Origin of the sequence: Paenibacillus sp. FSL H7-0350, assembly GCF_038593195.1 — a bacterium.
Lineage (GTDB): Bacteria > Bacillota > Bacilli > Paenibacillales > Paenibacillaceae > Paenibacillus_AQ.
Map to the genome: position 1 here is coordinate 3,181,658 of NZ_CP151972.1, position 14,060 is coordinate 3,195,717.

Annotated in this window: 9 protein-coding genes and 2 rRNA genes; 2 read left to right on the plus strand and 9 right to left on the minus strand. The window is 46.2% G+C overall.

Going from position 1 to position 14,060, the window contains the following annotated elements; translation table 11 throughout:
- Positions 1–71: 71 nt before the first annotated feature.
- From NYE24_RS14500 to NYE24_RS14520, 5 genes are all read right to left on the minus strand, one after another.
- A 23S ribosomal RNA gene (locus tag NYE24_RS14500) occupies positions 72–2,998 on the minus strand.
- Between the two features lie 266 nt (positions 2,999–3,264).
- Positions 3,265–4,825 (minus strand): 16S ribosomal RNA (locus NYE24_RS14505).
- The 16S and 23S rRNA genes sit together here, the layout of an rRNA operon.
- Before the next feature lie 195 nt (positions 4,826–5,020).
- The gene (locus NYE24_RS14510) at positions 5,021–5,905 is read right to left on the minus strand and encodes a hypothetical protein (protein WP_036700254.1); all 885 of its coding nucleotides are present in this window, start codon (positions 5,903–5,905) and stop codon (positions 5,021–5,023) included.
- A 156-nt stretch (positions 5,906–6,061) separates the two neighbouring features.
- On the minus strand, positions 6,062–6,832 hold the full coding sequence (locus NYE24_RS14515; protein WP_342478966.1) for a class III extradiol ring-cleavage dioxygenase: 771 nt from the start codon (positions 6,830–6,832) through the stop codon (positions 6,062–6,064).
- Between the two features lie 13 nt (positions 6,833–6,845).
- A complete protein-coding gene (locus NYE24_RS14520) occupies positions 6,846–7,499 on the minus strand; it encodes an alpha/beta hydrolase-fold protein (RefSeq protein ID WP_342478967.1) in 654 nt (217 codons plus the stop codon).
- Positions 7,500–7,658: 159 nt separating this feature from the next.
- On the opposite strand from NYE24_RS14520, the gene NYE24_RS14525 reads away from it, so the two are divergent.
- The gene (locus tag NYE24_RS14525; RefSeq protein ID WP_342478968.1) at positions 7,659–8,210 is read left to right on the plus strand and encodes a helix-turn-helix domain-containing protein; all 552 of its coding nucleotides are present in this window, start codon (positions 7,659–7,661) and stop codon (positions 8,208–8,210) included.
- A gap of 80 nt (positions 8,211–8,290) precedes the next feature.
- Here the strand turns inward: NYE24_RS14525 and NYE24_RS14530 are convergent.
- Positions 8,291–9,432 (minus strand): IS3 family transposase gene (locus NYE24_RS14530; protein ID WP_342476556.1). Its coding sequence is split into 2 segments (ribosomal slippage): positions 8,291–9,159 and positions 9,159–9,432, totalling 1,143 coding nucleotides; the frame shifts between segments, so codons are not numbered across the junction.
- 126 nt (positions 9,433–9,558) lie between these two features.
- Complete coding sequence (locus NYE24_RS14535) at positions 9,559–10,287, minus strand: peptidase E (protein WP_342478969.1); 729 nt, start codon at positions 10,285–10,287, stop codon at positions 9,559–9,561.
- A gap of 570 nt (positions 10,288–10,857) precedes the next feature.
- Here NYE24_RS14535 and NYE24_RS14540 point away from each other — a divergent pair.
- Positions 10,858–13,032 (plus strand): hypothetical protein, encoded by a 2,175-nt coding sequence (locus NYE24_RS14540; RefSeq protein ID WP_342478970.1) that lies wholly within the window; start codon positions 10,858–10,860, stop codon positions 13,030–13,032.
- 193 nt (positions 13,033–13,225) lie between these two features.
- Here NYE24_RS14540 and NYE24_RS14545 read toward each other — a convergent pair whose 3' ends face one another.
- A complete protein-coding gene (locus NYE24_RS14545) occupies positions 13,226–13,438 on the minus strand; it encodes a hypothetical protein (protein ID WP_342478971.1) in 213 nt (70 codons plus the stop codon).
- A 269-nt stretch (positions 13,439–13,707) separates the two neighbouring features.
- A complete protein-coding gene (locus NYE24_RS14550; protein WP_342478972.1) occupies positions 13,708–13,944 on the minus strand; it encodes a hypothetical protein in 237 nt (78 codons plus the stop codon).
- Positions 13,945–14,060 lie beyond the last annotated feature (116 nt).

Here is a 14,060-nt window from a genome sequence, read left to right on the forward strand (position 1 = left end):
AATGAATTTCGTTGCGTTCAGGAACTTGATTCCTGAAAACTGAATCCGAAACGAATCTGCGTGATAGAAATTTGGATAAGCCCTCGACCGATTAGTATTGGTCAGCTCCATGCATTGCTGCACTTCCACCTCCAACCTATCTACCTCGTCGTCTTCAAGGGGTCTTACATACTGGGAAATCTCATCTTGAGGGGGGCTTCACGCTTAGATGCTTTCAGCGCTTATCCCGTCCGTACGTAGCTACTCAGCCATGCTCCTGGCGGAACAACTGATGCACCAGCGGTACGTCCATCCCGGTCCTCTCGTACTAAGGACAGCTCCTCTCAAATTTCCTGCGCCCACGACAGATAGGGACCGAACTGTCTCACGACGTTCTGAACCCAGCTCGCGTACCGCTTTAATGGGCGAACAGCCCAACCCTTGGGACCTACTTCAGCCCCAGGATGCGATGAGCCGACATCGAGGTGCCAAACCTCCCCGTCGATGTGGACTCTTGGGGGAGATAAGCCTGTTATCCCCAGGGTAGCTTTTATCCGTTGAGCGATGGCCCTTCCATGCGGTACCACCGGATCACTAAGTCCGACTTTCGTCCCTGCTCGACTTGTAGGTCTCGCAGTCAAGCTCCCTTATGCCTTTGCACTCTGCGAATGATTTCCAACCATTCTGAGGGAACCTTTGAACGCCTCCGTTACTCTTTAGGAGGCGACCGCCCCAGTCAAACTGCCCGCCTGACACGGTCCCCGTACCGGATTACGGTACTAGGTTAGAACCTAGATACGATCAGGGTGGTATCCCAACGGCGCCTCCGCAGAAGCTTGCGCTCCTGCCTCAACGGCTCCCACCTATCCTGTACAGATCGTACCCAAATTCAATATCAAGCTGCAGTAAAGCTCCATGGGGTCTTTCCGTCTTGTCGCGGGTAACCTGCATCTTCACAGGTATTAAAATTTCACCGGATCTCTCGTTGAGACAGCGCCCAAGTCGTTACGCCATTCGTGCGGGTCAGAATTTACCTGACAAGGAATTTCGCTACCTTAGGACCGTTATAGTTACGGCCGCCGTTTACTGGGGCTTCGGTTCACAGCTTCGGATTGCTCCTAACCACTCCCCTTAACCTTCCAGCACCGGGCAGGCGTCAGCCCGTATACTTCGCCTTACGGCTTCGCACAGACCTGTGTTTTTGCTAAACAGTCGCTTGGGCCTTTTCACTGCGGCCCCCTCGGGCTATTCACCCTACCGAGGCACCTCTTCTCCCGAAGTTACGAGGTCATTTTGCCGAGTTCCTTAACGAGAGTTCTTCCGCGCGCCTTAGAATTCTCTTCTCGCCTACCTGTGTCGGTTTGCGGTACGGGCACCTTCTCCTGACTAGAGGCTTTTCTTGGCAGTGTGAGATCATGACCTTCGCTACTATAATTTTCGCTCCCCATCACAGCCTGGCCTTAATAGTGTGCGGATTTGCCTACACACCAGCCTCACTGCTTAGACGGACATCCATCAGTCCGCGTCACTACCCTCCTGCGTCACCCCATCGCTCATAGCGGATTACGGTGGTACAGTAATTTCAAACTGTTGTCCTTCGACTACGCCTTTCGGCCTCGCCTTAGGTCCCGACTTACCCTGAGCGGACGAGCCTTCCTCAGGAAACCTTGGGCTTTCGGCGGATCAGATTCTCACTGATCTTTTCGTTACTCATACCGGCATTCTCACTTGTATGCTGTCCAGCGCTCCTTACGGTACACCTTCAACCCACATACAACGCTCCCCTACCCCAGATGCAAAGCATCTAGCCATAGCTTCGGTGGTGTGTTTAGCCCCGTTACATTTTCGGCGCAGAGTCACTCGACCAGTGAGCTATTACGCACTCTTTCAATGGTGGCTGCTTCTAAGCCAACATCCTGGTTGTCTGTGCAACTCCACATCCTTTCCCACTTAACACACACTTGGGGACCTTAGCTGATGGTCTGGGCTGTTTCCCTTTTGACAATGGATCTTAGCACTCACTGTCTGACTCCCGGCAAGAAGTTAATGGCATTCGGAGTTTGACTGAGCTTGGTAACCCTTGCGGGCCCCGCACCCAATCAGTGCTCTACCTCCACCACTCCATTCACCGAGGCTAGCCCTAAAGCTATTTCGGGGAGAACCAGCTATCTCCGAGTTCGATTGGAATTTCTCCGCTACCCCCACCTCATCCCCGCATTTTTCAACATGCGTGGGTTCGGGCCTCCAGTGCGTGTTACCGCACCTTCACCCTGGACAGGGGTAGATCACACGGTTTCGGGTCTACGTCCACATACTCAGTCGCCCTATTCAGACTCGCTTTCGCTGCGGCTCCGGCTTCTCACCTTAACCTTGCATGTTAAACGTAACTCGCCGGTTCATTCTACAAAAGGCACGCCATCACCCATAAAGAGGGCTCTGACTTTTTGTAAGCACACGGTTTCAGGTTCTATTTCACTCCCCTTCCGGGGTGCTTTTCACCTTTCCCTCACGGTACTGTTTCACTATCGGTCGCCAGGTAGTATTTAGCCTTAGCAGATGGTCCTGCTGGATTCATACGGGGTTTCACGTGCCCCGCACTACTCGGGATCCGTCTCGGAGAGAACACAGTTTAGGCTACAGGGCTTTTACCTCTATCGCGGGCCTTTCCAGACCTCTTCGCCTACCATATTCCTTTGTAACTCCATGTGAGACGTCCCACAACCCCAAGAGGCAAGCCTCTTGGTTTAGGCTGTTCCGCGTTCGCTCGCCGCTACTGACGGAATCACTATTGTTTTCTCTTCCTCAGGGTACTTAGATGTTTCAGTTCCCCTGGTCTGCCTCTGCGTATCCTATGTATTCAGATACGAGTAACTGCGAATTACCACAGCTGGGTTTCCCCATTCGGACACCCCCGGATCAAAGCTTGCTTACAGCTCCCCGAGGCAGTTTCGTTGTTCGCCACGTCCTTCGTCGGCTCCTGGCGCCTAGGCATCCTCCGTGTGCTCTTAGTAGCTTAACCAACGTTCCGGTGTTTTGCTTGTTTGCACAATCAAAAACCTTCACTTTGTAGCAACTAATAACTATTTCAACTTGCTTACACAAGTTTCAGCTAAAAGATGTTCTAAAACGCAAATTCGTTTCGGTATCCAGTTTTCAAGGATCAAGGTAAAGATGAGAGCTTAAACTCTCAAAACTGACCAACGAGTGAGTAACAGGCCTAAACCTGATTGGTGGAAGCAAGCTTCCGATTTGAATGTCACCATTGCAGGTGACGATTCTCCATAGAAAGGAGGTGATCCAGCCGCACCTTCCGATACGGCTACCTTGTTACGACTTCACCCCAATCATCTACCCCACCTTCGGCGGCTGGCTCCCTTGCGGGTTACCCCACCGACTTCGGGTGTTGTAAACTCTCGTGGTGTGACGGGCGGTGTGTACAAGACCCGGGAACGTATTCACCGCGGCATGCTGATCCGCGATTACTAGCAATTCCGACTTCATGCAGGCGAGTTGCAGCCTGCAATCCGAACTGAGACCGGCTTTGCTGGGATTGGCTCCACCTCGCGGCTTCGCTTCCCGTTGTACCGGCCATTGTAGTACGTGTGTAGCCCAGGTCATAAGGGGCATGATGATTTGACGTCATCCCCACCTTCCTCCGGTTTGTCACCGGCAGTCACTCTAGAGTGCCCAGCTTAACCTGCTGGCAACTAAAGTCAAGGGTTGCGCTCGTTGCGGGACTTAACCCAACATCTCACGACACGAGCTGACGACAACCATGCACCACCTGTCTCAACTTTCCCCGAAGGGCACCTGATGCATCTCTGCTTCGTTAGTTGGATGTCAAGACCTGGTAAGGTTCTTCGCGTTGCTTCGAATTAAACCACATACTCCACTGCTTGTGCGGGTCCCCGTCAATTCCTTTGAGTTTCAGTCTTGCGACCGTACTCCCCAGGCGGAGTGCTTACTGTGTTAACTTCGGCACCAAGGGTATCGAAACCCCTAACACCTAGCACTCATCGTTTACGGCGTGGACTACCAGGGTATCTAATCCTGTTTGCTCCCCACGCTTTCGCGCCTCAGCGTCAGTTACAGCCCAGAAAGTCGCCTTCGCCACTGGTGTTCCTCCACATATCTACGCATTTCACCGCTACACGTGGAATTCCACTTTCCTCTTCTGTACTCAAGTCACCCAGTTTCCAGTGCGACCTCAGGTTGAGCCCAAGGTTTAAACACCAGACTTAAATAACCGCCTGCGCGCGCTTTACGCCCAATAATTCCGGACAACGCTTGCCCCCTACGTATTACCGCGGCTGCTGGCACGTAGTTAGCCGGGGCTTTCTTCTCAGGTACCGTCACTCCGGCAGCAGTTACTCTACCGGACGTTCTTCCCTGGCAACAGAGCTTTACGATCCGAAAACCTTCATCACTCACGCGGCGTTGCTCCGTCAGGCTTGCGCCCATTGCGGAAGATTCCCTACTGCTGCCTCCCGTAGGAGTCTGGGCCGTGTCTCAGTCCCAGTGTGGCCGTTCACCCTCTCAGGTCGGCTACGCATCGTCGCCTTGGTGGGCCGTTACCCCACCAACTAGCTAATGCGCCGCAGGCCCATCCCCAAGCAGCAGATTGCTCCGCCTTTCATTCTCTCCTCAGGAGAAAAAAGAAATTATCCGGTATTAGCTACCGTTTCCGGTAGTTATCCCAGGCTTGAGGGCAGGTTGCCTACGTGTTACTCACCCGTCCGCCGCTAAGTCTGAAAGGAAGCAAGCTTCCTTTCAGACTCCGCTCGACTTGCATGTATTAGGCACGCCGCCAGCGTTCGTCCTGAGCCAGGATCAAACTCTCCAAATTGGTATTTAGAAAGAGCGATTGCTCATTTTGAAACATCTGACGAGAATTTACATTCTCTAATTTGGATCTCACCGAAGTGATCTCCAGGTACTCACTCGTTGTTCAGTTTTCAAAGATCAAGCTCGTTGTCAGCGCCGCTTACCGCGTCACCAGCAACTTTTATAATATAACATGGATCAAACAACAATGCAACTATTATTTCAAAAGTTCTTGCTGAAGCAATACCATCAGCTCTTCGGCAGTACCCCAAACCAGAGGACGTATCTCCTGAAGATGTATCCTTAATTTATCTGCCTCATCGCCTCTGACCGTCCAGATTACCGGAATGTTCAGCCCAAGCGCATAGCCCGCTGCCAAGTACACCTCAGCTGACTGGCCTGTAAGGTCCGCAATAACCAGCTTGCAGTCCGCCACAGCCCCCAGGGAATTCGCAGCTTCGTTCTTGTTGGCAAGCAAACGGGGTAAATAGCCAAACTGCTCGATTTTGGCCCAAAGCTTGTCCTGCCACTCCGCCTGCAGCTTCTCATCATCCGGCAGAAGAACGGTGCATTGCTGTAAGGTCCTGCCTCCTGTGGTTGCCACTGCTTCCTCCCACCCCAAGGGAGTCAATATGAAGCTCATACCTTCCCGGACTAACAGATCCTCATTTTGCAGCCTGTCAATAATATAGACCAGTTCCTGCAGATTGGGAGAATACGTCAGATTGTAGCTGCGGGACAGGGGATGAATGACTACGGGCTCACCAGGGCCACTACAATGCCTATACAGATACTGCAACAGCCGGTCTCCTTTAACCTCAGCCGTCACCGGAATATTCGGGGCATTCACAATCTCCTCCAGATCGCTGAACGCAAGGATCACCTTCTCGCCACAATCCGTCTTTTCGCGGATGTAGCCTGAAATCAGATGCAGCATGTCCCGCTTCTGCTGGAATGAGAGCGCAAGAATCGATTCATAGCTGTCTCTAAGCAGGCTGTAGCTTCCGCCAGGAGAGCAGGCGCAGTCGATATACTGATCGTACTCACCATCTGCTGTAATGCGGACAATCTGATCGCAGAATGCACAATGTTTCTTTTGCATAACCATCACCTCTTCAGAATAGCAGTCCCCCTACCTTACCAAGAATGGATTGAAAAGTGGACAGGAAATTCCTTCCTCACCGACAGCTTGGGATGCCTGATTACGGAATTATGCCAAGGAGATTGCCGAAGCGGAGCATTCAGAGTTCACCACATTTTAATTAAACTGCCAGCAGCTTAAGCTTAAATTGCCATACTGATAACTCCGGTGAAGCAGCTGCGCATTACACTCCGGGTCACCGGCCCCCATAGCGATGAACAGCGGAATAAAGTGTTCACTTGTCGGGACCGCCATCTCTGCATAGGGAGCAAGCTCATCATATTGGAACAGCGCTTCTGTATCCCATGCTTCCACCTTCTCCTGAATCCAGTGATCGAACTGCTCGGCCCACCCGTTGGCCTCATCCGAATTCCAGTTCAACCTCCGTAAATTATGAACAGTTCCCCCGCTGGCGATGATAAGCACATCCTGTTCACGCAGCGCCGCCAGCGCCTTGCCGATCTCATACTGCTGCGCATTAGGCAAATCACGATTCACGGACATCGCCACTACCGGAATATCCGCATCTGGATAGAGCAGCTTCAGCACAGCCCATGCGCCGTGATCCAAGCCTCTGGTCTCATTCCGTACATTCTCAATCCCATGCGCAGTGAATAAATTCTGGATTTGATCCGCAAGCGCCTGGTCACTCTTCGCCGGATACGTCATCTGGTACAGCTCGTCCTGAAATCCGCCGAAGTCATAAATGGTATCATATGTTGCCGCCGCGCCCACTGACTGCACGGGTTCCTCCCAATGCGCCGAAAAGACAACGATGGCTTTCGGTTTGGGCATATGGTCTTTGAACTCTTTTAACAGCTTGGTGTAGGCATTATCTTCAAGAACAATAGATGGAGCTCCGTGTGCAAAAAAATAGGAAGGCATCATAGTCAATCACTCCTTAATAATGGGTTAATCCGGCATCCTGCTTGAGCCATCGCAAGAAATCACGCTGGTTCTCTTCAGTTACGCCGTGGTCGGACGGATAGATTCTGAAGGTCAACCGTTCGGTTTGCCCTTCCAGATAGGCAGCAGTCTCATGTCCAATGCGCACCGGGAACACCGAATCGTATTCACCATGCGAAGCGAAGACAGACACGTTCTTAAGGCTACGGAGGCTATACTCCATTTTCACAAATTCCGGAATATATCCATTCAGCGCGATAATCCCCTTCAATTGCTCCCCCATCGTAAGCGCAAGCGTCATGGACAGAATGGCCCCTTGGCTGAAGCCGAGCAAATAACGTCTGTCCGGATCGACCGGATAATGCTGCGTTGCATAGTGAATGAAATCCTCAAGATCGCCGACGGCTTGGTCAAACATCTCGCGGATGGGGTTGCCCAGGCTTTTCAAATCATAATATTGATGCCCCGTACCCAGCGGCAGATTCCCGCGAACCCCGATAATAATGAACTCCTCAGCCAGCGGCGCCACCAGACCGAACATATTGCGCTCATTAGAGCCTTTGCCGTGAAAAGTTAAGATCACCGGGTATTTCCTGCCCTGCTCCAGCTTATCCGGTAAATGAACATCATATGAATATTTAGGATTCATCTTATTTTCCTCCATACCGAAGATCTTCGCTTAAATATTAGTTATAATAATATATTTTCTATATGAGTAATTTATCGCAACTTGCATTGACTTGTCAATAATAAAATTGTTAATATGAAAATAAGTTTAGTATTACAAATATTATTAAGGTGTGATCCCATGGATATCGGCGCTACAATACGGGCAATCCGCAAGCGGAAGAATATCACCATCGCGCAAATCTGCGACACTACCGGCCTCTCCCAAGGCTTCATGAGCCAGGTCGAAACTAATAAGACATCACCTTCCATCGCTACACTTGAGAATATCGCTCAGGCTCTGAAGGTTCCGCTTGCATATTTGTTGCTAAAAAAAGAAGAACGCATGCAGATTGTCCGCAAGGATGAACGGAGAATCACCACAAGCGGCGCAGCTAAGCTAAAGGTTGAGCACCTCAGCTCCACCCAGAACGTCCGGATGTCGATCGTCGAGTTCCCTCCCGGTGCCATGATTGGGGATGCCCCCCATGCGCATGAAGGACAGGAGGTCCATGTCGTCCTTAAAGGGACTATCTATGCGCAGCAAGGGGAAGACGGAGCTGAATTTACCGAGGGTGATTCCTTTAGCTGGAATGGCTGCACCCCCCATTCCGTCAAAAATACGGGGGAAGACACCGCGATTGTGCTAATCTCCATCTACACTGAAAACGAAAACGGACAGGATGTCCTCTGAACAATCAAAAGCCCGCACTCTGGCCAGATGGGAGGGACTGCACCCTGTTTGTGAGACAGGGGTCAAAACACCTTGCAAGTTTAAGCAGCCAGTCGCCGAAAATCCACCGGCGACTGGTTATTTAGTTTCGCCTGAATCCGAATTGAGTTATAGTAGGTGATGTAGTCTCGAACGGTCCGTTCAACGATTGCTGTCGTTGTACACATGAGATCTTCGAGGTAGAACGTTTCAGACTTTAGGGTGGAATGAAACGATTCGATGGGGGCATTATCCGCGGGCGTTCCTTTACGGGACATGCTCATGGTAATGCCTTTTTCTTTGACTGCCGCCTGGTACGCCTGAGACGTATACACACTGCCCTGATCGCTGTGGAGCAGCATGTTGGCCCGCTCTGGAAGTTGGCCCAGCGTATCCAATACAAAGGACGTGTCCTGCTTGTCCGCTATACTGTAAGCGACAATTTCTCCGTTGTACAGATCCAAAATACTTGAAAGGTACAACATCTTGCCGCCAAACGGCAAATACGTAATATCTGTGACCAGTTTTTGCAAGGGAGCTGCTGCATGAAATTGCCGCTTTAACAGATGTTCTGCAGGTTGTGCCGGTTGCCCCGTAGTCTTTCGTTTCTTCATCCTCACACGGCACTGTAATCCCTCACGCTGCATGATACGCTGGACCCGTTTATGGTTTATAGGCTCTTCTGCCCGAAGGAGTGCCGTGATTTTACGGTAACCGTACCGGAATTTGTGCAGAGTGCAAAGCTGCCTTATCTTTTCCACCATCCGATCTGTACGTTGAGTCCTGGCAGCCTTCCAGCGGTAGTAGGTAGCTCTCGCGACCCCAAGCCACGCACAAGCCTCCGACACCTTCACTTCTGCCCGAATGGATTCGATCCAGGCAACGACAACTTCTGGTTCCACCCCCTTTCCAGTTCCTTGTACTTTTTTAGCAGGTCCAATTGTTGCTTCAGGAATCGATTCTCTGCCTTTAGTCTCTCCAGCTCCGTAGTGGCTTCCGGACCTTTTCCAAGGCTGTATTGCTTACCTACAGGTTGCTCCATGCGATGAATTTCGCCTTCGCGATACCATTTCATCCAGACTTTTAGTTGTGTCCTATTTCGTATGCCCAACTGTCTCATAACATCGCTCACGGGTACTCCTGCCAATCTCATTTCTATAGCTTTCATCTTTATTTCTACGGGGTAACTCACTCTGGTTGCCAACGCAAAAAACACCTCCAAGGATATCTCCCTATCTTACGACAGAGTTTCATTCTCTTGAAGGTGTTTTGATTTGTCTCACATTAGGGGGTCAGTCCCCCCGGAGGAGTGTGGGCTTTTATTCACATATCACATATTCACTATCTCATTATATTCAGCGTGCTTCTCAATCTCGGTCACGATCATCTGCTGATTGATCTCTTGTATCTTATAGGCCTTGGCCATTTCTCTGGAGGAGATCACTTTATACCCATCATCTTTATAAATAATGGCGCAGTGATTCTCAATGGCTATGCCTGTTGTATCCATTCCCTTAACCATTTCCAAGAAATCTGCCTCGCGGTTGTCTTCATTATAATGAGGACAGTGAATCCCTGGTAAGATCCCCATCGCCTTCAATTTGATATAAATCCTCTCTCCTGATGTATCGAACGTCTCTGTGTCACTATGACCGTATTCGTACCAACAGATCGATCCCGCACTCATCCCTGACAACACAACCCCCGAAGCATAAGCCTGTTTCAGCAAAATATCCACACCATGCTCGCGCCAGATGTCCAGCATCTTCCGCGTATTACCGCCACCCACATAGATTACATCGGCGGATAAAATCATGTCCTCTATTTCTTCTGGTGCATATGTATTTTTCGTCAGCAGCAAATGCTTGATCTCACACCCTAACCGGTCACCGTACACGAATTGAAAAGAATCACAATCCCCCTCCGCATCCATACTAGCAGTAGGAATGAACAACGCTTTGGGCTTCCTTTTGTTCGTTAGATCTACAATCGTTTGATCGATGGCCAAAGTCTCCAATTCGCTAATCTCGCCTCCGCCAATCGCCACAATAATCCCCATCTTCATCACTCCTATTTATAATATTGAAGCAGAGCAAGAATACAAAAAAGCCCCGGATGCATGACGTCTTATTCAGACACACCGGGACTGACTCTGTTGTGACAAGCTATGTGAGTAACGGTTATAAATGAGACTGAAAAACAGCCAAAAGGCTACTTTATTCAATATATACTTGAGATATTTAACAAGTACAAATGAGATATCTTGAGCTATCATTACTTATAATTGAGATAAATTGTATCCTTTGAAATCCCCCTTTTTGTACACCATATTTAACATGTAGGTATATTACTTTTTTATACTTATTTAAATTCTTGGTTATGTTAATAATGCTTTCTACCAATATGATATTGAGAAACTCAATCAATATATAGGCCTCAAATATCAAATCTTCTTTGTTAAATAATCGGATACACCTCTTTAATAAAAAAATAATTTCAAGGCAAATAAATTAACTGCCCCCCCCCATTAATAAGTATTATAATTGAGCTAAAATCTTTTTTCTTAGTTAATTTATAATATCGCCTACAAATTCAATTTCATTATTAATCTAAAATGGGAGGGTTATATTTGCAAGAAATCTTAGAGGAAATCCAAAATAAACTTGAAAATCTAAATTATAATGCTGCATGGAAACAAACCAAGAATCTAATTAATGCATACGCTGGTTCAACCGAAGAAGAAGAATTAAAAAAAGCAATTCGTCGTTATAGATTCATGCTTAATCTCAATCGAGATGAAAATATGACACAGTTATTTTGCAATCGCTTAATTGAAAAATGGGCGGAGCTTTCATGGGGAGATGATGAATACTTAAAGCAATGTCGTTTGTTAAACGATTATCTAAACAAAGATTCAAATAATTTAAAGCAAATAATTAGAGAAATGCACGAAATGCATCCTTTAACTGCACAGCACATTATACTATCTGTATTTGAGCACTTTCATCAGGATTTGGTTCATACTCCACCAGATGAAATGGATCGTTTGTTGTACTTTCACTTTACTTATGGACTCGAAGCTAATTACGAAACCAGTATTTCTGCTTTAAATGCAATATTACAGGTTTGGAAGGAGGATCTACGTAATGGAAGATTTAAAGGTACACAGATTGAAGTGTATCACATTGATCAGCCAATTATTTTAGAATTCAGTCAAAAACTAATTCCAATAATACGCTCCATTCACTTTCTCGAATGGATTGCAGATGAGGTATCTCGGCATAACGTAAAAATGAAAGAGTCTCTGACCGAGCTAAACTTCTTCTACAAAGATTTCCTAGAGTATCGTAGGTATACTCTTCCAACTTATCGATTGCAGGCCCGCAAGCAAAATATTCAAAGAACATTACCATCAATCGCTGCAGCAAGGTTTCATTGGACTAGAAGAGAAGTGAATTATGAAAAAATCATACACGAGATAGGTGAAAATCACTTTAAATTAAAAATTAATCCCACTGAGTTTATGGAAGCATTTAAATATACTATGGAGGTTGCTTACCAAGCATTCCTGGAGCTCGAAGATGATACTTATATATTTAATCTTGAAGAGCTAAAATGCCGTGGGGTTAATGTTTTTGTACTGTACCTCTTCTATTATTGTCTTATGACAATTGCCTATATTTATTTTGGGGCAACGAGACACTATAAAATCACTCGAGATAGATTACCATTAGCACCATATCTACGCCTTAGTAATAAAGAGATAGGAGAGATGTTTATTCCTATTCTCTCCAAAGTAACTAAACAAGAATTAAAACAAGTAGACATTGATAAGTTGCTATCCTTCTACGATTTCGGAAGTGATACGATTTATGATCTATATTTCAAACCTATTCTCACATACGAGAAGCAAATCACCATTGTTCCCTCATTGTTAATGATGAACAACTTCCCCCGCATATTTCCGCATCATTTGAATATGCTCAAAGTTAATCTAGAAGAAAAAGGCGAAACGTATGAAGTTGTTATGAGAAATTGTTTTAAACAGAACGGTTTTACAATTTTTACTGAGCGCTACCCCTATACATACAACTACGAAGGAAGTACCCTTAGTGGGGATATTGATATTATTGCGAGGTTAGGTAATTATTTGTTTGTGGGCCAGTCTAAAAATAAATTGGAGCCTATTGATACTAAAAATCAAATAAGTGTAGATCGGACGATTCGAAAAGCAATAAAGCAAGCAAAAGGCACAATTAAGTATATCCAGCGAAATCAAGAAGAATTTGCTTTGAAAATGAATATTCCTCTAGAAGAACTTGCAGATTTGACTATTCAACCATTTGTACTTATTAATTGTTTTTATGGTTCGGGTCAAGTCATAGATGATATACCAGTCATTGATACAAGTGCAATTTATAAATACTTCGAGGGTAAAGTTCAACTACATCGCGGAAATGAAGTTTTTACACAGCGGATTAGACCTGAAGGACCAGTTGAACCACTAGATTTTAAAAACCATTTATATTCACCTTATTTTCTTAATCCTACTATATACTCTTTCAGTTTACGGTCGCGTCATGTGCAACATATTGATGGTAAGAAGTTTTCAATTGGACCTGAGTTACAAAAAGAACATTTTTCAAATTCATCTTTTTTAGAAGATGGATTTGCCTATTTCTTCAAAAATGATATGTTATCCCAAAAAACACAAGCAAAACGACGTTTAAATTTCAATTCCGGTTTCAACATCAATAATAAACGAAGAGACATTAAGAAAAACTCAGCCTTCAAGAAAATATGAACTTAAGTTGGAAAGTCAGTATTTAGGGGAGCAACGCTCCCCTTTTTATTATAGTATCTCTGGGCATCCTTTTATTATGAATCCCTTGATAATCCGACTAGCTTAAATTCATCCTTTTATCAGCAATGTCCGTTATGAATATCCTCTTTTACTCTGACTACAACTGAAATCAGGGCATATTAGAATAAAAGGGTTAAAATATACTCTTATTTACTATTGCATTCCATGCATTCTCAGGTGTTAATGGCGTTTTTAATAATGTATATACTTGAGATGCTTCTTCTAAAAATAATGCCTTTAGCTCTTCTACACCTATGCCAACCCGCTTATTCTTTAAAAGAACAATCCGCTTTATAATACCCGGGGCTATAAAGGCATAGGGCTCCCTCGGATCAAAAGCTCTCACATCGAATTCTGGCTTTCCATTAAAAAACGAGACATTATTGGGTCCATTTAGGTCGAGAGATATAGGACATTTAAGTAGGTTCGAAGAGACTGATTGAACTGTTTCAATTTATAAAGATGTTCTGCCATTCGATGTACAGTATTGCGGTATAGCCCCCACTGTTTGTTATTAGAGTGTTCAATCTGTTCCTCTAACAGAAGGTGCCACTCAACATCACTGTTATTCGGTTCCACGTCCCATCCCCTGTTTAAAGAATCTTCCATGGCTTCTTACTTCTCAATCCTTTCTTCATAATCATCACATGTTCCATTTTCTTTTGCCCGCCCAATTTCAATATCTTCGGCTTGTTGTTCGGTAACTGCTCCGCGCATCCTATCTTTCCTCATTTTTAAAAGGAAGAGTATGTACAAAAACGTCTTGTAGACATACTGGGCAAGCTTTTTTACGGGACAATGGTTTTTCGAAATTGTTATGTCAATATGGCATTTTGCATCGTTTAAGAACATCATTTCCTTTCCTAAAGTACGCTTAATTGAACTTTTTAATGAATCCAATTTTTAATCGACCGGTCAGTGCTCATAAAAACATCTCGATTCATTAATATTTTGCTCAAATTAGAGAT